Below are 19,426 nucleotides of genomic sequence, written 5' to 3' on the forward strand. Positions count from 1 at the left end.
AAATCATTTCACTGGAACCCGGCAGGAAGCTGTTGAACCGGCCGGTCTGGCGGATGGGAGATTTCTTATTGCGCAGGATGGTGGTATGAAGATATGCGCCCGGAAACAATCGAATTCGCGGATAAAATGCCGGTCAGAGCATTCGTCAGATCTGTTGAGTACCATCCGTATCACTGGCATGACGCCCTGGAAATTGTACAGGTGCTGGAAGGATCGGTCAATATCAGCTTAGGCGACGATGAACTTCTGTTGCATAAAAATGATCTAGCGGTCGTTAACATGGATGAGCTGCACCGCCTCGCTAAAAGCCGGCAGGATAATAAAATCCTGGTTATGCAAATCGATGCCGGCTTCTGTCGGCAGCTCCTGGGTAACAGATATTTATTTCTCTACTGCTGCTCGCATTATCATGAAGCCAAAGCGCCTGAAAAGTATAAAAAACTAAAGGAACATGTCGCCCTGCTGATCAAGGCGTTAAATGAAAAATCTCATGCGGATCGCAATAAAAATATTGAAAACATCCTGACGGCCACGCTCCATTATCTTACGTACAACTTTGATTTTTTGCGCTGGGGGTATGGGACGGCGGCATTTGATGAAAAGCAGGTGGAAAGGCTCAGGCAATTAGCTGAGCGAATAGTTGAAGGTTGCAGCCAGACCGTCAGACTTAAAGAACTGGCTGCGGAGGTTGATATCAGTCTGCACCATCTGAGTCACGATATTAAAGATAAGTTCGGAGCCACCTTTCAGGAATTATTGTATTACAGCAGGATAGAATATGCGGCCAAGCTGCTTTTAAGCACCAACAGACGTATTGTCGATATCGCCATGGAATGCGGGTTTTCCGACCCGAAATACCTGATCAAGCACTTTAAGCGGAATTTTCAATGCACCCCTTCGCAGTTCCGCAAAGCGCATCAGGCAAATGATAAAAACCTGGCCGCCCAGCCAAAATATCAGGATTATCCTCTTGCTGAGGCAGACAAATATTATATGCATGTACCTTAACCTTTAAGAATTCTTAAAGGTTTTTTCTTGGGTGCGCAAAATCGTCAATGAATCTTTTCCGCTAAAAAAATACAATGGAATATGGAGAGGGAAAGGAGTTGAGGAAAGCATGCGTCCGGAAGTAATAACCTTTCCGCAAGACACCCAATTCAGGGCAATGGTCCGGAATGTGACCAATTATCCCTACCACTGGCACAATGCCCTGGAAATCGTCTGTGTCCTGCAGGGACAAGCAGCTGTCGGTGTAGGTGGCGGAACGCACCTGTTGAGAGAGAAGGACATCCTGGTGATCAATCCGGACGAGATCCACCGAATTGACAAAAGCAGCCGGGATAATAAACTTTTATTGCTGCAAATTGATTCAGCCTTTTATAGAGAGCTTCATCCGGATCATCAATACGCCTTTATCTACTGTTATTCCCCGTATCACGAAGCGCAAGCGCCGGAAAAGTATAATAAGCTGAAGGGGTATATTGCCGATCTGATATGTGAGCTCAATAAGAAGCCCGGTAAAAATCAAGAAGAAAGCGTCCGGGACTGTCTGGGGAAAATGCTTTTCTATATGGCCTATAGCTTTGATTACTTGCGCTTTGGACCCGGGGGTAAAGCCTTTGATGAAAAGCAGGTAAAAAGAAACAAGAAAATGTATAGGGACATCCTGAAGTTTTCTCCCGGAAAACTGGGTTTGAAGAATCTGGCGGGAGAGGTCGGTATCAGCCTCTATCATCTATCCCATGACATTAAAAATAAATTCGGCCTTACCTTCCAGGAATTGCTGTATCACATCAGGGGTGAACAGGCAGCAAAATTACTCTTGTGTACGGATAAACGGATCGCCAAAATTTCAGCGGAAAGCGGATTTTCCGACCCGAAATACCTGATCAAGCACTTCAAGCTAAACTATCATTGCACCCCTTCAGAATTCCGCAAAATGTATCGTGGGGACGAGGAAACCCTGATTTCCCAGGCGGAGTACCACGATTATCCCCTTTCGGAAGCAAGCAAGTATCTGGAGTCTTATATCGATGTAAAAAAACAAAAAAACAGGTAAAATGGCCCCGATTTCACATTGGGTGTTGTTCTCGGTATAATGGAGGGATTTGAACCCCCGTAAATAACTGTACTGCACCTCGAAAATAGACATTGAAACGAATTCCCCTGTGGAACGGTCAAGAAAAATTAGACAAAAAGATGAAAAATACAAGCGAAATCTCGAAAATGTGCCAAGAGGCAACCGAGCCGATATATATTACTAAAAACGGCTATGGCGATATGGTTATCATGAGCGTAAAAATGTATGAGGAAAAATTGTTTATGCTGGATTTGTACAACAAATTAGCTGCAGCCGAGGCGCAGATAGCGGAAGGAAAGGTGCTGGACAATGTATAGGCTGGTTGTTTCGGAGTATGCTCACAGCAATTTGGATAATATTGTTTCGTACATTGCCCTTCAGCTTGCAAGTCCCATAGCAGCTGCCAATTTCCTTGATGAAGTGGAAAAATGTTACGGCTATTTGAAAGCAATCCGTTTATGTATGAACGGTAAAGAAATTTAGCTTTATTTTTGGGGGTTGTGTCTGGATAATAACCTGCATCTAAATTTTTGATCACACATACGGAATTTTTATCAAAAGAAGTCGATTGCGATTGGGCAGTGAGGATGATAGTTTAGCTTTCGCCAAGGAAATTAAAAAAATTATCGGTTCCGAGGAAGAAACTGAATGATAGCAATTCAAACAACGAACCTTACGAAAAGATACAAAGAGAAAGTGGCGGTGGATTCGCTAAATTTAACCATTACCCAGGGAGAGCTTTTCGCTTTGCTCGGAGTAAATGGAGCGGGCAAATCCACCACGATTAAAATGTTGTCCTGCCTTACGAAACCGACCAGCGGCAACGCTACCCTTTTAGGGGGCGCCAGTATTGTTTCAAATATATAGGTTTGAGCGCATCTTACTGCATCGTGGGCACGTCTCCCCGGGCGAAACCAAAAAAACTTTCGTAAAGTAAACTTAGACAAGAAAAATGTGTCAGATGCTAATCTTGTAATCGTATAATTTACGATAGAGTGTAGTTCGCGAGATTCCAAGGGTTTTAGCGACCTTTGTTCGGTTACCTTTATTTTCCTCCATAAGAGAAATAATTAATTGCTTTTCGTATTTTTCCAAAGGCATTACGGCATGTTTCATTGCATTTTGTTCCGAACCGAGTATATAGTCCGGAAGGTCAGACAGTTCAATAGTATCGTTGTTGGCTACGTTTACTGCTCGTTCTAATATGTTTTGCAGTTCCCTGATATTCCCGGGCCAGTGATGGTTTTTCAAAACCTCAAGCACCTCCGGGCTAATGTGTATTACGTTTTTGTTCAATTTTAGGTTTAGCTTATTGAGAAAATGTTTAGCTAATGTTGGTATGTCATTCGGCCTATCACGAAGTGGGGGTATACAAATAGACAATACGTTCAGCCTGTAGAACAGATCTTCCCGAAAGTGGCCGTTTTTAATTTGTTCAACAGGATCTTTATTTGTGGCGGCTATTACTCTAGCATTTATGGGAATTACTTCTTTACCTCCAATTCTAATAATTGAGTTTTCTTGTAACACCCGAAGAAGTATTGCTTGAACTTCAAGGGGCATTTCGCCTATCTCGTCTAAAAACAGTGTTCCTTCGTCTGCCAATTCAAATTTTCCGGGGTTCCCTCCTTTTTTCGCTCCGGTAAACGCGCCTTCGGCATAGCCGAATAATTCACTTTCAATGAGGGTTCTTGGTAAAGCAGCACAATTTATTGCCAGAAACGGGCCAGAGCTACGGTTGCTTAAGTTATGAATTGCCTGTGCAAACATCTCTTTCCCGGTGCCACTTTCGCCTAATACTAAGACATTGGAAGGACTTTTAGAAGCTGTTTTAGCTAAGTCAATCGCTGATAAGAAAAGATCGTTATTGCCAACTAAATCATTAAATGTGAAACTGGCCCTAGCCCCTACCATTCTATTAACCATTTTTTTCACCATTTTCATTTCTCTTAATATCAATACTAATCCGATAATGTTAGCATATTGGTCTTTAATTAATTTGGAAGATACTGTGAAATTACCTTTGTCCTTAAGGAATATTTCTTTATGATAGTGTTTAAGGCATCTTTCTATTTCACTGATAAGCGGGTGATCCATACCAATGACTTGTTTAATTGACTGGCCGACTATTTTTTCTGTCGGTTCCATTATTTTTAGAATATTTTTAGCGGCATTGTTTGTATGGCTTATAGTCATGTCGCTATTTAAGGCCAGTATACCCTCATCTATTGATTCCATAACAGCTGTTTTATATGCATCAGATACGATGACTTCATTATACATTTTTTTCATTTTCAAACTGTTTTCAATAGCATTTACTCCTGCTACTACCATTCCCAGAGTATGCAAATGGACTTTATTCCATTCACCGGTCATGGTTAATACACCGATAAGTTTTTGGTCTTCATTAAAAATCGGTGCTGATGAACTGGTCCAGGTGTTACATATTTGTATAAAATGCTCGGACCCCATTATTTGAATCGGTTTTTTTGTGGTGAGGCAGAGACCTACGGAATTAGTACCCATTGTTTCTTCGGTCCAAAGATCGCCTCGTTGAACTCTGGACTTTTTGATAACTCTGTTATCTCCTAACAGGTCTAATATCATTCCCTTACTGCTAGCTAAAGATATCAAAAAACCTGAGCCTTCTACAAAACTCAGTAAATTTTTCATAACTGGTAGAGAAATTTCAATTAATTGGCGGTTATCGGAAAGTTCCTTTTTGATCTGTGCTGGTTCCATACTTTGAACTTTGTACAAATAAGGGTTTCTGCCACTACCTTTGCATCGTCTCCAGGAATCAGCCACTACCGGTCTGATGACAGTTGAATTGATGTCACCTGTGGTTACGAAAAGGTTCCAGGCTTTTTTCAGGCATTCCCATTTAAACTGAACTTCCATTTATACTATTCACTTCCTTTACACTTAACTATATGCTAAGTTGATCAAAATGTTTTAAAAGTGAACACTATGTTTTGATTAATTCTAGCACGTCAAAAGGAAAATGTAAAGGTTATTGCTCAGTTGATGTTATTATTCCCTAACCTGTAAAATTTAGATATATTGAATGATTAATCGAATGATTAATCCGGTTTGAGGTTTTACCGTTCCTTATATGGCTAGAGCGTATTTTAATCATGTTCAAATTTTTAGAACGATGATTTGAACGTACAGTTTTGTTACATTGTATCAGCAATGAACAACATCGCTGCAACAAAAATCTAAATGAGGTTTTGACAAATTCGATAAAATTATATTTTATAAAAATTATTTTATAAGTAAAGGAATTGTTAAATGGCTGTAAATAAAAAGACAGGTGATTCCATTGGCATCATTTTTGCAAGCTTAATTATATCAGGAGGTGGATTTTGATAATTTAATTTTGGAATCGATCAGAAAGCATAGATTATCAACAAAGAGGGAGGAGACAGAGTATGGATACAATGCGTCAATGTGCCATGAAATTCAAAGACATCTCTGCGGAGTTAACTGAGCAGTGTGGGGGTAAAGGTGCTCATCTCGGAGAGTTAGCCAGAACAGGTTTTAATGTGCCGAACGGCTTTGTCGTCGTGTCTGATGCTTTTTCGTACTTGCTAAAGTACAATAACATAGAATCGGTTATTGATGAGATTGCTGAGTCCATCAACTTTGATGATTATAATGATGTAGATATGAAAACAAAGAAGATTCGTGAACTGATTGAAAGTGCCGAACTGCCGCCTGAATTTGAGCAGATTGCTGTATTTTATTCTGAGTTGGCTGAGGAGGGCGAGACTGATCCGTACGTAGCTGTGCGTTCATCGGTTGGGGCAAGGGGAACCAATATTTCATCATTTCCAGGTATGATGGATACTTTTCATTATATTCGTGGCGCCGAAGAGGTTATTGCAAAAGTGAAACTGTGCTGGGCTTCTGTATGGACCACTAGAGGAGCAATGTTGCGTAACCAGAAGGGGATTGCTCATAAATCGGCAATTATAGCTCCCATCATACAGCTCATGGTTGATCCTGATGTTGCGGGAGTCGCATTTACAGCTAATCCGATTAATATGTCTCGGGACGAAATTGTAATCGAGTCATGCTGGGGACTTGGAGAATCTGTTGTGTCAGGAAAAGCAATGACTGATTTTTTCTGTTTGGATAAATCAACTTTAAAAGTTAAAAATAAAAGGATTAGTAATAAAAGCGTTATGATGGGTATAGACAAAGACCTTAAAGGCGGCAGGAAGGAATATCAGGTTGACCCGAAAAAAAGCCAACAACCGTCTCTTACAGAGGATCAACTAGTGGAACTTGGCAAGGTAGCCAAAGCTATCGAAGATCATTACGGCGGCAGCCCCCGGGATATTGAATGGGCTTTTGTTAATAATACTTTATATATACTGCAAGCCAGACAAGTTAAGGGGCTTAAAGAATAATTTGAAATCTCTCGGAAAAATGAGTTGACATTTCATATTGGTACCGTAATACAGTATACTTTACTGTAATACAGTATACTTTACCGTAATACGGTATACTGTAAGATTATCCTTAAAGTAATACCGGACGATGTGTCCAGTTTTGTTACATCGAAACAGTGGGTGAACAATGTAATTGTAACTGAACCGGACATATGAGGATAAATGCTACCCGAAAAACCAAGTAAAATCAAGGATAGAGAGATTGTGGCACGTGATTTGCTCATAATAAATCACTGGGGAGGTGATTTATGAGCGACACGTGATATTAAAAGTTTCCTAATTTACCTATGGGCTCCTCTAAAGTGAGCCAAAACCGAAATTCTATGAAAATTAAAAATCTTAAGGAGGAACTAAAATGGCAAAACAAAAATCGATTGATGTTCACAATCACTTGTATCCGATTAGGTGGCTTAATCAACTAGAGAAAATGTCAAACCCTAAATTGGTCAAAACCGGACCAACATCTTATCTTGCTTATCAAAATGATGTCATTGTTGCCCACATTGACAGGGCCGGTCACTATGATCCCGCAGCCAGGGTTGAAGATTTAGATAAGGCTGGTCTGGATGTTCAGATTCTTAGCCAGACAATCCCCAGTGTAGAGCTGCTGCCTGCGGCTGAGGGTGTGGAATGGGCTAAGAGAATTAACGATGATATGTCCGAGATTTGCCAGAAATATCCCGGGAGATTCTATTTCTATATTACTTTGCCTTATCAAGATAAGGATGCGGCTCTGAAAGAAATTGAAAGATGTACCAAAGAATATAGCCAGTACGCCAAAGGAATTCAGTATTTTTCTAACCTCTTTGGAAAACCGGCAAATAGTCCGGAGTTCGCCGATTATTATGCTGCAGCAGCGAAATATGACCTGCCGATGCTTTTCCATCCCGCCTCTCCGCTAACTGCTGAAGCATTGAAATTGATCAGACTGCCCTTCCAGTTATATGGTTACACGCTGGATACCACCATGGCTGTAGTGTCGCTTATATTTAATGGCACGATGGAAAGATTACCTGGTCTGAAAATCATACATTCTCATTTGGGTGGCATGGCTCCATATATGTTGAGGAGATTAGATGACTCCTTCAAAGGTTATGGAAAAGAGTGGGGTTATGAAGACCTTCCGAAAAAGCCCAGTGAATACTATCAAGCTCAGGTTTGGACGGATACCTGTAACTTCAACAAGCCAGCTGTCACTTGCTGCTATCAAGTTATGGGAGCCGATCATATGGTCGTAGGTACTGACTATGCCCACCGGGTAGGCGATCCTGAGGGAGCTATTGCCAATGTTAATAATTTGGATATCCCTCAAGCTGATAAGGATAAGATTTTAGGTGCCAACGTGGAAAAGATTTTCAATCTGTAATTAGACAAGCTAGGAGGGGGCCGCTTAATTCAATAGCAGCCCCCCTTTGCAAGCAATTGCATCTAATGTAGGAGGTAATGAGTTATGCTTGAGGTGAAATGGTGTGGTTTTGATTTTGGTCAGTGCTTAATGGAGCCAACCAGTTTGAGGAACCCATTACTTTTCGGAGATATTTTTAAACAATTGGGCAAGCCGGAAAAAATAAATAATGCTATTCGAAAATATAGGATCCTCAAAGAAAAATACGGTGATTATTCAATAATGAAAGAAGGGCACCGTGACGAGATACTAACATACGTTCTTGACGGCGACCAAGAAGCAATGGATTTATTCAACATTAAAGAAAAAGAAATTCTGCAACCAGGTGAAGGTTTACGCGAGGCCCTGGTTTATTTAAGAGATCAAAAAATCAGTATTAATGTTGTTTCTGAATTAAAAAAGACCCTGGGGCCAATGACTAGCAACATTATTACCGGGTTTTTAGGCAGAAACGATTTAACATCTTTCTTTAAAGAGTTAGTCACACCACAGGGGAAAATAAATACGGCAGACGGTTCTGTTGATTCTAGCTATATAGGGCTAACAAAACAAGCAGGGACAATTTACGACAGGCTCAAGGAAGAATTGGCTGAAAAAGGTATCTCGCCCTCGGAAGCCGTTATTATAGGTGATAAACCTGCGACTGACATTATTCCGGCCAAAGCAAGAGGATTCAAAACCATACAGTATATAGGCTACATTGATTCCGGTGATGTAGGGGCCGATTATAAAATATTAAAGTTTTCAGAGCTGACTAAAATAGTCAAGGGGAAGGTGGCCGTAAATGCTTGACAAGAAAATACAAAAGGTGGTAGTTCAATATGATGATGGTTTAGAGCAAGAAATACCGGTAAGTAATTTACCGGAAAAAATGTTGTCAGAGTTGGCTGCCATTGGCTTTGAGAAGAATGGAACTGAAGGGGATTCCAGGCGCTATCTTTTATTGGAATGGAAGGATGGATGGAAAGAAGTTGTTAGGGTACCTGGGGATGTCACGGAATTAATCAGGTACTTTGTAATCAGAAGGCCTGAGGATAAAGGAAGGCTGGTTGTTGAGAGAAAAGATTCGGATTATCCGGAGCTTGTTGAAATCATTCGTAAACCAAAAGAACTAAAAAGGGTGACTGTAGTATGAAAACATATGATTTGTTAGAAAACGACAGCAGACGATTAGGAGATAAGTCAGAATATTTTTATAACTTACAGCTGAATACGGATGGAAGCATTGCTGAAATTACCAACTCTATTAAAGAGGTGCTGGATAGGGAAGGTATTAGCGCAAAAGAGACTGTGGCAGATCCACGGAAATTTGAGAAGTATGAGCATATAAGAAGACAAGTAGGACTGACTGCAAGTCAAAAACAAGAGGATGTATTGTTGTTTATTGAAGAGATATTGAAAACAATTGAGGGGTAGAAGGGGTTGATGGAATTATTTCTAATTTTAAAGTGGGGGTGAGTGCTGGACGCATAGGAAATAATTCCTTAACATACAAAGCAGTTATTCCTTTAATAAGCGCTATTCTTTTAATTGAGGTTGTAGTTTGGCGGGACACCAAGAATTTTACCCTTTCTCGGAGCAAAAATTTAAGGAGGTCAAAAAATGAGTGATAGAGGTGTGTTAGATCGCAGTATATCAAGTTTGAGGACCATTAGGTTGCCGGAAGATGAGGATATCTTTTGGTTTAGAGATGATTTACACCAGCCCTATCCTATTTCTCCTATGGGAATGACAACCGTACAAAAACACCATGCTTGGGCATATCATCATGCGTCTAATAAGGTTAAGTTGCCTGGAACAAAGGGTGCGCACGTAAAAATATATAAGGGTAGAGTTTATTTGGGTTTTCAAATAATCACGGACGAGAATGAAATAAATGAGAGGCTAGTAGAGTTTAATAAGAATCTGGAATATTGCACAGATAATTGGAACGATTTTTATGCCGGATACATTGAAGAGGTAAAAAGTGAATTAAACGTTGTTGACTGTATTCAAGCTGACCAGTTGAAGGATTCCCAGTTATTAGAGTATATGAAGTGGGTTAATGAAATGAACCGTCGAAATTGGGAGATCCACTTTACAACGATGTACATGGCTGACGCCATATATTTCGGATTTGAAGAATTTTGCAAGCAGAAAGGACTTGAAGAGAAAGAATTCACAGTCATGTTGCGGGGTGCTTTAGACACTATGGCCACCAAAACTGACCATGAAATGTTTAAATTGGCGCAATTAGCCGAAGAATTGGGAATTGGTGATAAATTGATCCAGGAAGAGCCAGCTTCTTTTTTAGTAGGGCTGAAGAACACTCCTGAAGGCAGCAAATGGCTTTCCAGTTTAAATGATTTCCTCAGGTATTATGGCAACAGAATTACGGCTGGACACCTTGATGTCTATTTCCCAACGTGGAGAGAGGACCCAACTCCGGTAATTGTGACACTAAAAGGTTATATACCAAAACTTCGGGATGGGTGGAACATTGCTGATACCAAAAACAAGCTAGCGCTTGAGAGAGAGGAAAAAATACAAAGTTTTATAACTAAATTGACAGAAGAAGAACAACAGACTTTCTCAAGGCTGCTGAAAGCAGCTCAGGGTGTATATTTCTTCCAAGAAGACCATGGTTTTTATATCGACGCGGGCTCTACCAGCCGACTTCGTTATGCAGTATTGAGTTGTGGCAGGCGCCTGCAGCGTTATGGGTTGCTTAAAAATGCCGATGATGTATTTTTCCTCAATTATAATGATCTGATTGATGTTTTAACTGACTTGGCCCGGGAAAGAGAGATAGGAATTTACCACAATATGAGGTTGGTTCCGTCTCTAGTTAAAGAGCGTAAAAGAGATTGGGAAAACGTTAAGAACGAAGAAGCGCCATTAACCTTAGGGACTGTACCCGAAACTATGACAGATCCGATTGGGGTAAAAGTTTTTGGGATTATTGATGATATAATCCATCCCAAGGGTGAAAAGGAAAAGACTAATAAACTGGAAGGTTTTCCAGGTGCGCCCGGGGTTGTTGAGGGAATTGCTCGTGTTGTTAACCATTTTGACGAATTTGCATCTGTACAAACAGGCGTTGTCTTAGTATGTCCATTTACATCAACTGCATGGACACCACTGTTTCCTAAAATTACTGCCGTAATCACGGATACAGGGGGAATGCTGACCCATGCGGCTATTGCTGCCAGGGAATATGGTATACCAGCTGTAGTTGGATGTTGGAATGCGACTCATTCTATTAAAGATGGAGATCGAGTTAGGGTTGACGGGGATAATGGGATCGTAGAAATACTATAGAAATAATAACCTTAGAGATTTAAATAATATTGCCAAACCGTAAATTTTAAAATCATGACCAAAAAGAACAAAAAAATCTTTTACCAAGGGGGGACAATTTAATGGCGAAGACTTTTCAAGAAAGTCTAATACAGTTCATTGTTGCCATGATTATCGGTTGGTTAATTATGTATTTGGTCCCAGCGAACACTTTTTATACAATATATTTGCCCATATCGTTTTTTGGGTTATTCTATGTAATGGCTCTAGGGGCAATTGGCAGAGGTTGGCCTGTTGCCCCTCCAGAGGGCATTTGGAAACCGGGTATGAGCAAATCAGTACCGGGTATCTGCATGACCTTATTATGGATAGTATTGTCTATAATAACTATGCTGGTAGTTACCAAGGGCTGGCCGGGGACTCCTCTATTTCCTGTAACCATGAATTTTGGAATACTGCTGTTTATGACTACGCTTTGGTATGCATTAAGTTGGGGCGCCTACCCAATTGCCAAAAAATCCGGCATGGTAAATCTAATTGGCGGTGCTGTGATCATCTTAGTGGTTACCGGTATTGTTTGGTCGATTTTAGCCAATTTTAAGGATACAGCATGGGTTGGTGCACCGTTTGATCCAAAAGGTTTGTTTCAAGTCGACTTTATGTTTGGCTTAGCCATATGGATTATTGCCTGGATACAAATATTCGGCTTATCAATGCAGAATTATCCTTTTTACAAATTAGGCGAGCCTGTTGGCCAGATTGTTTTAACCATAGTAGTTGTTCTTTTGGGGTATTTTTCATGGACCACTACGTTAAATTTTATGAGTCCAAGCGTGTCTTTTGCTGCCGTAGCCGGATCAATTATTGGATGGACACTATTTCATAGCGTTATATTTGCTTATCATCCTAATGCCAAATATGCTCAGCCTGTACGAGGTATTTATAATCTTATAATAGTTGCCGTAATGACAGCTATTTGGATTCCTCTGTTAAGGTGCATACTTCAACCAGTTTTGGCGAAAGCTACTGCAGCCGGGTTACCGTTTGATATATCAAGTGTCGGGGTATTCTATACACTTCATGTGGTTGCGATATTGTTACTGGTGCATAATTTCTTTTGGTTAAAAGCTCCACTCACACCTCCTGCTCCGCCCATAGGGCCTGAGGAAATTCCACAGGTTCAGGACCCCGGTCCGGAGGATGACAAAAATGTAATTAAAGGTTGATTAGTGAAAAAAGTAAACATTAATTACATGTGTTAATATCGAACGGGATTGGGCACCAGCCAAGCTGGTGCCCAATCAGCTGTTAGCAGTATCAACGATCACAAACATGGAATGGTCGGTGTGTTAAGATATAAAGGTAAACAATTTGGGGAGAGGAAAGGAGTAAGGGAGATGTACATTAGTACCAGAGGAAACTTTGATAAGGTTCAGGCAGCAGAAGCTATTAAACTGGGAATGGTGCCGGCTGGGGGACTGTTTGTCCCAGAGCAAATCCCGACACTTAGCAAAGATGAAATCAACAGTATGATCGGACTAAGATATCAGGAAATTGCCAAGAAAATCATTAGGCTTTATATGAGTGATTATTCTACAGATGAAATCACCCAGTGTATATTAAATGCGTATAATGAAAATAATTTTGGACAATCAATAGCGCCTCTTCAAAGGTTAAAAGATGGTACTTACATATTGGAACTTTGGCATGGTCCTACCGCTGCCTTTAAGGATATTGCCCTACAAATTATGCCGCATTTTCTTTCATTGGCATTGAAAAAAGTTAAGGCTGACAATGAGATTGTAATATTGGTAGCCACTTCCGGGGACACCGGAAAAGCGGCCCTGGAAGGTTTTAAAAACGTGCCTGGAATAAAAATTATAGTTTTTTATCCTTATGAGGGAGTTAGTAAGGTTCAGGAACTCCAGATGTCTACCACTGACGGTGACAATACTTATGTTGTTGCTGTAAAGGGGAATTTTGACGATTGCCAGAACGCTATTAAAGACATTTTTGGAGATGAAGGATATAATCAAGTGTTGAATTTGAAAGGGTTTGAACTTTCTTCTGCTAACTCGATTAACTGGGGGAGGCTGTTACCCCAGATTGTTTACTATTTCTCGGCTTATGCGGATATTTGCATGTCAGGGGATATAAAAGCAGGAAACAAGGTTAATTTTGTGGTTCCCACAGGAAACTTCGGAAATATACTGGCGGGATATTATGCGAAACAAATGGGTTTGCCGATAAACAAACTAGTTTGCGCTTCAAACGAGAATAAGATTTTAACGGATTTTTTTGATACAGGATTCTATAACCGAAACCGGAGTTTCTTTACCACAAACAGTCCTTCTATGGATATTTTGATTTCCAGCAATCTGGAACGGTTCTTATTTGAAATTACTAATCATGACAAAGATAAAATAAACCAATGGTTCACCGATCTGCGGGAGAAGGGTTGTTTTGAGGTGGACCGGAGGACTAAAAAGATTATGGAAGAAATTCTTTGGGCAGGGTTTGCGACCGAAGAGAATACCCTTTCCACTATAAAAGAAGTGTTTGAAAGCAATGATTATGTCTTGGATACCCATACTGCTGTGGGAGTTAAGGTTTACCAGGATTATGTTGAAAAGACTGGCGACAATACATGCACTGTTGTAACATCTACTGCTAACCCATATAAGTTTAATTCCGCAGTAGTTGAAGCTATAAAAGACAAAGAAGCTTTATATGGAAAGGATGAGTTTCAAATTCTAGATGAACTGCACCTATTGACGGGTATGGAAATTCATCCTGGACTTAAGGATTTAGACAAGAGACAGGTTCTCCATGAGCTGGTTTGTGAGAAGAATCAAATTAGAGTTATTGTGGATGAGATTTTACAATTGAAGTAACACTACATAGATGTTTGGTTATTGATAGAACAAAACTAATGGCCGAAGCAGGTCTGGATTACTAAGCGTGTATCTGCTGGGTAAAACGAAGATGGATATTGGTACCGTGGATATAGTGGTTCGAGGGCCATGCCTACTGCCGATCTGCCATACGGTTGCCATATTTACCTGTCAAGGAATTAAGAATTAAACCTATGACCAGGGTTTGTTCACGACGCTTATGCCGGTGTTCCGCTCCAAATCAGGGGTATTGGACCGGTGGCATCAACCCGTAAGATTTTGAAGCAGACAGGCATGCCTCTTGATCAAATTGATCTGATTGAACTCAACGAGGCGTTTGCGGCTCATTCCGTTGCAATAATCAGGGAATTCAACTAAAAATTTCTCACTTTGGCTCAATAAAAAATGTCAAAAATAACCTAATATTTAAGATGGACCCGTATAAGGATTAACCTGGGCATTTCTTTGGATGCGCTTTACGGACCTTGATTTTTTGTTGTCCAAAATTGTTACACTGTATCAAATGGTAACGCTGGATTTAAAAGCAGTAATCCGAGCTTTTGGGGAACTCATGCAACAATAATGGACATTTCATTGAAATTATATGTAATCGTTATTGATTGTCAGCAGATGGGTTTGGTAGGTTAATAAATCTATATTCATTGTTCATTAGCACGAAAATAACTGTAGCTATAATATTTCTGCACCCCTTATGATTGGAAGGTTGGCATGGAACTTGCATTATCATAGAATATTGGAGCGTTCGGAATTGTGGACTTTCATTTTGTTATTCTTTTAAGATGGAGGGCAGTATTATGGCTTACGAGACAATAGAAACTGTAATAAAAGAGGGAATACTTTTAATTACCTTAAATAGACCTTCGAAGATGAATTCCCTTAACCGGGTTGCCTTGGATGAAATCCATAAGGTCCTAGATGAAGCAGAGAGATCCGAAGAAATTAAGTGTGTAATTGTTTCCGGGAGCGAAAAAGTTTTTTGTGTAGGTGCGGACATTTCGGAAGTTAACAAAGTTAATTCCAGCTTTGCCGGTTATGCCAACAGTAGAAGATTCCAGGAGTGTTTTGGCAGATTTGAAAAGTTAAGTAAACCAGTTGTCGCGGCAGTTAGAGGATATGCGTTGGGCGGCGGTTGTGAACTAATGATTGCTTGTGATTTCAGGATCGTGGCTGAAGATGCCAAGATGGGTTTTTCAGAAGTAAATATCGGCGCCATCCCAGGGGGAGGAGGTACTGCTAAGCTTCCTCTCCTTATTAACCCGTTAAAAGCCAAAGAAATACTTTGTCTTGGAAATCTTATCAGTGGAAAAGATGCTGCGGAGCTTGGTTTGGTTAATAAAGCAGTACCGGCTGAGCAAGTTCTTGAGGAAGCTTATAATTTAGCCGAACAGTTAGCCCAAAAATCACCGTTAGTGCTTAAGACTATCAAGCAAATTACAAATTTAGCCACCAATGACATGGAATCATTACTTCAGCATGAAGCCCAGGGTTTTGGATTGATTGCCGCTTCTGAAGACTTTAAAGAAGGAACCGCAGCATTTTTAGAAAAGCGGAAACCCGTTTTTAGAGGGAAGTAATATGACAAGAAAGGAGACGCGAAGAAAAGAAAACAAAAACGATGAGAGTTTTCGTAAAACAAAAAAAGTAATTTAAATTAAAAAATAAATGGAGGGATTTTTGTGTTTAAGGGTGTACGAGGTGTTAATATAGCTGTTAAAGATTTGGATGTTGCAGTAAAAAAGTATACTGACCTGCTGGGGCGACAACCTAAAATGTTGGGCGATAAAGATTTTGCAATGCCGGGACTTAAAGGGGCCGCCTTTGACATTAATGGTTTTATTCTCCAATTACTCGCCGGGGAGGAAGGCACTGCAATTGCGAAATTTGTCGCCTCCAAAGGAGAGGGATTCTTTTTGATGTCCCTAGCGTCGGACAATGTTGAGGAAGATATGGTTAAAATGAAGGAAGCAGGAGCCATGTTTGTTATGGATAAACCAATGTCAGGAAGCTTTGGAACTGTTAATTTTATCCACCCCAAGTCGACTCACGGTGTCCAATTCGAGGTATACGACCCGGATGCGAAAAAATAGTTTATAACAAAGCGTAAGAAGAAATCCTGAAGAAATTAAGGAATAGTCATGGAAGTCTTGACGAGCTATAAAGGTAAAGTCTGCATAGCCTACGTAAAAAAAGGAGGAATTAAATTGAGTAAAATAAATAAGGTTGTTGTCTTAGGAGCCGGGACAATGGGTAATGGTATTGTCCAGGTTGTAGCTCAGGCCGGATATCAAGTTGTCATGCGGGATATTAGCGATGATTTTTTAGCCAAGGGCCTGAAAACAATAGAAAAGAGTTTATCGAAACTGGTTGAAAAGAATAAAATCAAAGCTGATGAAAAAGCGAACATCCTTGGAAGGATTACTACTGCGACTTCTATGGACGCAGTTTCAAGCGCTGATTTAATTATAGAGGCAGTGCCCGAGAGAATTGACCTGAAAGTGAAGGTATTTGAAGAAATTGACAAGTTGGCGCCTGCTCATGCAATTTTAGGGTCCAACACGTCCTCACTTCCCATTACTGCCATCGCAGCGGCAACCAAGCGTCCCGAACAGGTGGCTGGGATACATTTTATGAACCCTGTACCCATGATGAAGGGCGTAGAATTGATTAAAGGCAGAGTGACCTCTCAGGAAACCCTTGATAAGGCCGTTGAATTTACCAAGAGCCTGAATAAAGTACCGACTATTGCTATGGATTATGCCGGGTTTATTAGCAGCCGGCTTTTGCAGGCATATTGTAATGAAGCGGCTTATACTGTTATGAACGGCAATTCCCCCAAAGATGTCGATGATAATATGATTTATTGTGCCAATATGCCTATGGGACCTTGTGCCCTTATGGATTTAATAGGCATTGATGTTTGTGTATTTGTTATGCAGATTTGTGAAGAAGAATTTGGTCCCAGATTTAAGGCGGCCCCTATTCTTAAACAAATGGTTAATGCCGGTCATTTGGGGCGTAAAACAGGGCAGGGATTTTATAAGTATTAGACTTATATCTTGGATAAACAAAAGGTCCTGCAGGAATAAATTGCAGTATCTTTTGTTCTACAGGGTAATTTTAGTTTATTAGTATATTGAAAAATGTTTACGATTTAAATGCTAATTAGGTAGCGGCCTTTTTTAGGTTCAATCGAATTAGCATTTAATAGCATATGAACAAGTTTTATTTATGTTTTAAATTGCTACACTGTAAATAAAGTGGACAAATGTGTGAATAATTAGCGAATCTTTGAAATAGGTTCCTTGACAGTTACAAAACTGAACACTAGTATTAAACACATATATCCAAATTATCTGTAAATACGCGGTTTTTCGGGTTGGCATAAATATTGCAGTTATGATTGGCAAGGAGGTGTTAAAGAGGAATTTTAACTAGGTCTTTTGTTATCAAGTTATAGGGAGGAGGTCTTTTATGTTAGAAGGTGCTCTGCAATGGCCGGAAAAGCTCCGGGAGGATTATATCAAGAAAGGTTACTGGGAGAATGTCAGCATTGGTGATGCATTTGATCGGGTAGCCGAGTTTTTTCCGAAAAGAGAAGCATTGGTTTGCAATGATGTAAGAATTTCCTATGATCGGCTAAGAATCATTACCGATCATCTGGCGAAGAGTTTCTTGTCAGCCGGGTTGAAGCCACTGGATACTGTTATTATCCAGTTGCCAAACGTGCCCGAGTTTGTCTACTGCTTTTTAGCTTTAATTAAAGCAGGAATAATACCCGTTTTGAGTCTTCCGCAGCACAGGTTTGGCGAGATTTCCGGCTTAGCCACGGCCAGCAAGGCCAAGGCGTATATAATTCCTGACACATACAGAGGGTTTAGTTATCCCGAATTAGCTAAAGAAGTGCAGGAGGCAGTTCCCTCAATTGAAAAAGTAATTGTTGCAGGTGTGACGGCGAATGAGGGCCAAACTTTAATCAGTACCTTGCTCGGTAATGTTATGGATATAGAGACAACAAACGGGCCGGAGATAGCCAAACCGGACCCTTCAGAAGTAGCTCTTTTACTGTTGTCAGGAGGGACAACAGGCATACCCAAAATAATACCGAGGACTCACAACGATTACGTGTACAATTGCAAAATTAATGCAATGTATGTCGGTATGAATAAATACTCCAGATACCTGGCTGTTGCCCCGATGGCTCATAACATGAGTATGTCCTGCCCAGGCGTTTTGGGGACACTTTTGTACGGCGGAACCGTTGTGTTGGCCCAATCGACTGCTGCCCAGGCAATGTGTGAATTAGTTGAAAAAGAAAAAATAACTATTTTGCCCCTGGTTCCAACGCTGGTTATTAATATTCTGAATTTCCCTGAGCGAAAAAATTACGATTTATCATCACTGTTTTGCATTATTTCAGGAGCGTCTAAGACAAATCTGGAAGTAGCCAAAAGAGTAAACGCCGAATTAGCGGGATGTACCTTATTCCTTCAGTTCGGTATGGCAGAAGGCATGGTAACAATGAGTGACCCGGATAACCCGAAAGAACTGGAGACCATTGGCAAGCCCCTTTCCCCGGCCGACGAAGTTCGCATTGTTGACGAAGAAGGCAGAGATCTCAAACCCGGGGAAATCGGCGAATTGTTATGCCGGGGACCATATACAATTCAGGGATACTTTAACTCGCCAGAAGTTAATGCCCGCTCATTTACGCCCGATGGCTTTTATCGAACAGGAGACGTTGTCCGCTGGGACGTTGGAACAGGGTGTCTGGTGATTGAAGGTCGCCAGAAAGATTTGATTAACAGAGGCGGCGAAAAAATCAGTGCAGAAGAAGTAGAGAATTTGATTTTAGCCAATCCAAAAGTAAAAAACGCGGCAGTGGTAGCAATGCCCGATCCTGTTCTGGGTGAGAAAGGCTGCGCATTTGTAATCCTGAAAGATAACGAAACATTAACGTTTGAAGAATTAATCAGTTTCCTGAAGGATAAGCAAATGGCCAGCTTTAAATTACCCGAGCGCTTAGAAATAGTCGATTCCTTCCCGCTGACGAACATTGGAAAAGTGTCTAAAAAAGACTTGAGGTTATTGATAGAACAAAAATTAGCAAAAGAAAACTTGTAATTAAGGATTTTACTACAAGTTTTGTTTTAATTTATTTTAGGAGGGGTTATTTTATGAAAATACTTTCACCTGTTAAATTCAAGAATCTTTCTTTGAAAAACAGATTGGTTTGGCTGCCGATGGTTAGCTGGCTTGCCGATGAAGGCGGTTATGTGACTCCGGCCCT

The 19,426-nt window shown here is 40.5% G+C and carries 19 protein-coding genes; 18 read left to right on the forward strand and 1 reads right to left on the reverse strand.

The window, feature by feature from the left end:
• Window positions 1–93 precede the first annotated feature (93 nt).
• The 5 genes from L9W92_RS14060 (at window position 94) to L9W92_RS14080 (ending at window position 2,947) form a co-directional block, all read left to right on the forward strand.
• A complete protein-coding gene (locus tag L9W92_RS14060) occupies window positions 94–1,008 on the forward strand; it encodes an AraC family transcriptional regulator (protein ID WP_240084380.1) in 915 nt (304 codons plus the stop codon).
• A gap of 109 nt (window positions 1,009–1,117) precedes the next feature.
• Window positions 1,118–2,059, forward strand: coding sequence for an AraC family transcriptional regulator (locus L9W92_RS14065; protein ID WP_240084381.1), 942 nt, complete (start codon window positions 1,118–1,120; stop codon window positions 2,057–2,059).
• 140 nt (window positions 2,060–2,199) lie between these two features.
• Window positions 2,200–2,397, forward strand: coding sequence for a type II toxin-antitoxin system prevent-host-death family antitoxin (locus L9W92_RS14070; protein ID WP_240084397.1), 198 nt, complete (start codon window positions 2,200–2,202; stop codon window positions 2,395–2,397).
• A complete protein-coding gene (locus L9W92_RS14075; RefSeq protein ID WP_240084382.1) occupies window positions 2,390–2,563 on the forward strand; it encodes a hypothetical protein in 174 nt (57 codons plus the stop codon). The genes L9W92_RS14070 and L9W92_RS14075 overlap by 8 nt, the downstream gene beginning before the upstream one ends.
• 165 nt (window positions 2,564–2,728) lie before the next feature.
• A complete protein-coding gene (locus L9W92_RS14080; protein ID WP_376741813.1) occupies window positions 2,729–2,947 on the forward strand; it encodes an ATP-binding cassette domain-containing protein in 219 nt (72 codons plus the stop codon).
• Between the two features lie 90 nt (window positions 2,948–3,037).
• On the opposite strand, the gene L9W92_RS14085 is transcribed toward L9W92_RS14080, so the two are convergent.
• The gene (locus tag L9W92_RS14085) at window positions 3,038–4,981 is read right to left on the reverse strand and encodes a sigma-54-dependent Fis family transcriptional regulator (RefSeq protein ID WP_240084383.1); all 1,944 of its coding nucleotides are present in this window, start codon (window positions 4,979–4,981) and stop codon (window positions 3,038–3,040) included.
• A 533-nt stretch (window positions 4,982–5,514) separates the two neighbouring features.
• Here L9W92_RS14085 and L9W92_RS14090 point away from each other — a divergent pair.
• From L9W92_RS14090 to L9W92_RS14150, 13 genes are all read left to right on the forward strand, one after another.
• Complete coding sequence (locus tag L9W92_RS14090; RefSeq protein ID WP_240084384.1) at window positions 5,515–6,498, forward strand: PEP/pyruvate-binding domain-containing protein; 984 nt, start codon at window positions 5,515–5,517, stop codon at window positions 6,496–6,498.
• A gap of 397 nt (window positions 6,499–6,895) precedes the next feature.
• Entirely contained in the window at window positions 6,896–7,906 is a 1,011-nt protein-coding gene (locus L9W92_RS14095; protein ID WP_240084385.1) for an amidohydrolase family protein, read from the forward strand.
• Between the two features lie 84 nt (window positions 7,907–7,990).
• Window positions 7,991–8,737 (forward strand): HAD family hydrolase, encoded by a 747-nt coding sequence (locus L9W92_RS14100; RefSeq protein ID WP_240084386.1) that lies wholly within the window; start codon window positions 7,991–7,993, stop codon window positions 8,735–8,737.
• Window positions 8,730–9,080, forward strand: a complete 351-nt coding sequence (locus tag L9W92_RS14105) for a hypothetical protein (RefSeq protein ID WP_240084387.1) — start codon at window positions 8,730–8,732, stop codon at window positions 9,078–9,080. The genes L9W92_RS14100 and L9W92_RS14105 overlap by 8 nt, the downstream gene beginning before the upstream one ends.
• On the forward strand, window positions 9,077–9,361 hold the full coding sequence (locus tag L9W92_RS14110) for a hypothetical protein (protein WP_240084388.1): 285 nt from the start codon (window positions 9,077–9,079) through the stop codon (window positions 9,359–9,361). Before L9W92_RS14105 ends, L9W92_RS14110 begins: the two co-directional genes overlap by 4 nt.
• Before the next feature lie 186 nt (window positions 9,362–9,547).
• On the forward strand, window positions 9,548–11,245 hold the full coding sequence (locus L9W92_RS14115) for a PEP-utilizing enzyme (protein WP_240084389.1): 1,698 nt from the start codon (window positions 9,548–9,550) through the stop codon (window positions 11,243–11,245).
• Window positions 11,246–11,346: 101 nt separating this feature from the next.
• Window positions 11,347–12,450 (forward strand): hypothetical protein, encoded by a 1,104-nt coding sequence (locus tag L9W92_RS14120; protein WP_240084390.1) that lies wholly within the window; start codon window positions 11,347–11,349, stop codon window positions 12,448–12,450.
• A gap of 171 nt (window positions 12,451–12,621) precedes the next feature.
• Entirely contained in the window at window positions 12,622–14,118 is a 1,497-nt protein-coding gene (thrC, locus tag L9W92_RS14125; protein ID WP_240084398.1) for a threonine synthase, read from the forward strand.
• Window positions 14,119–14,376: 258 nt separating this feature from the next.
• Window positions 14,377–14,496: a hypothetical protein gene (locus tag L9W92_RS14130; RefSeq protein WP_312038104.1), complete on the forward strand. Its 120-nt coding sequence runs from the start codon at window positions 14,377–14,379 to the stop codon at window positions 14,494–14,496.
• Window positions 14,497–14,933: 437 nt separating this feature from the next.
• On the forward strand, window positions 14,934–15,713 hold the full coding sequence (locus L9W92_RS14135) for an enoyl-CoA hydratase/isomerase family protein (protein WP_240084391.1): 780 nt from the start codon (window positions 14,934–14,936) through the stop codon (window positions 15,711–15,713).
• Between the two features lie 102 nt (window positions 15,714–15,815).
• The gene (locus L9W92_RS14140) at window positions 15,816–16,226 is read left to right on the forward strand and encodes a VOC family protein (protein ID WP_240084392.1); all 411 of its coding nucleotides are present in this window, start codon (window positions 15,816–15,818) and stop codon (window positions 16,224–16,226) included.
• A gap of 114 nt (window positions 16,227–16,340) precedes the next feature.
• Window positions 16,341–17,186, forward strand: a complete 846-nt coding sequence (locus L9W92_RS14145) for a 3-hydroxyacyl-CoA dehydrogenase family protein (RefSeq protein ID WP_240084393.1) — start codon at window positions 16,341–16,343, stop codon at window positions 17,184–17,186.
• Between the two features lie 424 nt (window positions 17,187–17,610).
• Window positions 17,611–19,260, forward strand: a complete 1,650-nt coding sequence (locus L9W92_RS14150) for a (2,3-dihydroxybenzoyl)adenylate synthase (RefSeq protein WP_240084394.1) — start codon at window positions 17,611–17,613, stop codon at window positions 19,258–19,260.
• Window positions 19,261–19,426 lie beyond the last annotated feature (166 nt).

The sequence above is a fragment of the Pelotomaculum terephthalicicum JT genome, from assembly GCF_022410535.1.
Classification (GTDB): domain Bacteria; phylum Bacillota; class Desulfotomaculia; order Desulfotomaculales; family Pelotomaculaceae; genus Pelotomaculum_D; species Pelotomaculum_D terephthalicicum.

Bases quoted from the DNA above. Each gene is read 5' to 3' on its own strand.
- L9W92_RS14135 (WP_240084391.1), top strand. From the start codon at position 14,934: ATGGCTTACGAGACAATAGAAACTGTAATAAAAGAGGGAATACTTTTA.
- L9W92_RS14120 (WP_240084390.1), top strand. From the start codon at position 11,347: ATGGCGAAGACTTTTCAAGAAAGTCTAATACAGTTCATTGTTGCCATG.
- L9W92_RS14075 (WP_240084382.1), top strand. From the start codon at position 2,390: ATGTATAGGCTGGTTGTTTCGGAGTATGCTCACAGCAATTTGGATAAT.
- L9W92_RS14100 (WP_240084386.1), top strand. From the start codon at position 7,991: ATGCTTGAGGTGAAATGGTGTGGTTTTGATTTTGGTCAGTGCTTAATG.
- L9W92_RS14085 (WP_240084383.1), bottom strand. From the start codon at position 4,981: ATGGAAGTTCAGTTTAAATGGGAATGCCTGAAAAAAGCCTGGAACCTT.
- L9W92_RS14080 (WP_376741813.1), top strand. From the start codon at position 2,729: ATGATAGCAATTCAAACAACGAACCTTACGAAAAGATACAAAGAGAAA.
- L9W92_RS14060 (WP_240084380.1), top strand. From the start codon at position 94: ATGCGCCCGGAAACAATCGAATTCGCGGATAAAATGCCGGTCAGAGCA.
- L9W92_RS14070 (WP_240084397.1), top strand. From the start codon at position 2,200: ATGAAAAATACAAGCGAAATCTCGAAAATGTGCCAAGAGGCAACCGAG.
- L9W92_RS14090 (WP_240084384.1), top strand. From the start codon at position 5,515: ATGGATACAATGCGTCAATGTGCCATGAAATTCAAAGACATCTCTGCG.
- L9W92_RS14065 (WP_240084381.1), top strand. From the start codon at position 1,118: ATGCGTCCGGAAGTAATAACCTTTCCGCAAGACACCCAATTCAGGGCA.
- thrC (WP_240084398.1), top strand. From the start codon at position 12,622: ATGTACATTAGTACCAGAGGAAACTTTGATAAGGTTCAGGCAGCAGAA.
- L9W92_RS14105 (WP_240084387.1), top strand. From the start codon at position 8,730: ATGCTTGACAAGAAAATACAAAAGGTGGTAGTTCAATATGATGATGGT.
- L9W92_RS14110 (WP_240084388.1), top strand. From the start codon at position 9,077: ATGAAAACATATGATTTGTTAGAAAACGACAGCAGACGATTAGGAGAT.
- L9W92_RS14150 (WP_240084394.1), top strand. From the start codon at position 17,611: ATGTTAGAAGGTGCTCTGCAATGGCCGGAAAAGCTCCGGGAGGATTAT.
- L9W92_RS14095 (WP_240084385.1), top strand. From the start codon at position 6,896: ATGGCAAAACAAAAATCGATTGATGTTCACAATCACTTGTATCCGATT.
- L9W92_RS14115 (WP_240084389.1), top strand. From the start codon at position 9,548: ATGAGTGATAGAGGTGTGTTAGATCGCAGTATATCAAGTTTGAGGACC.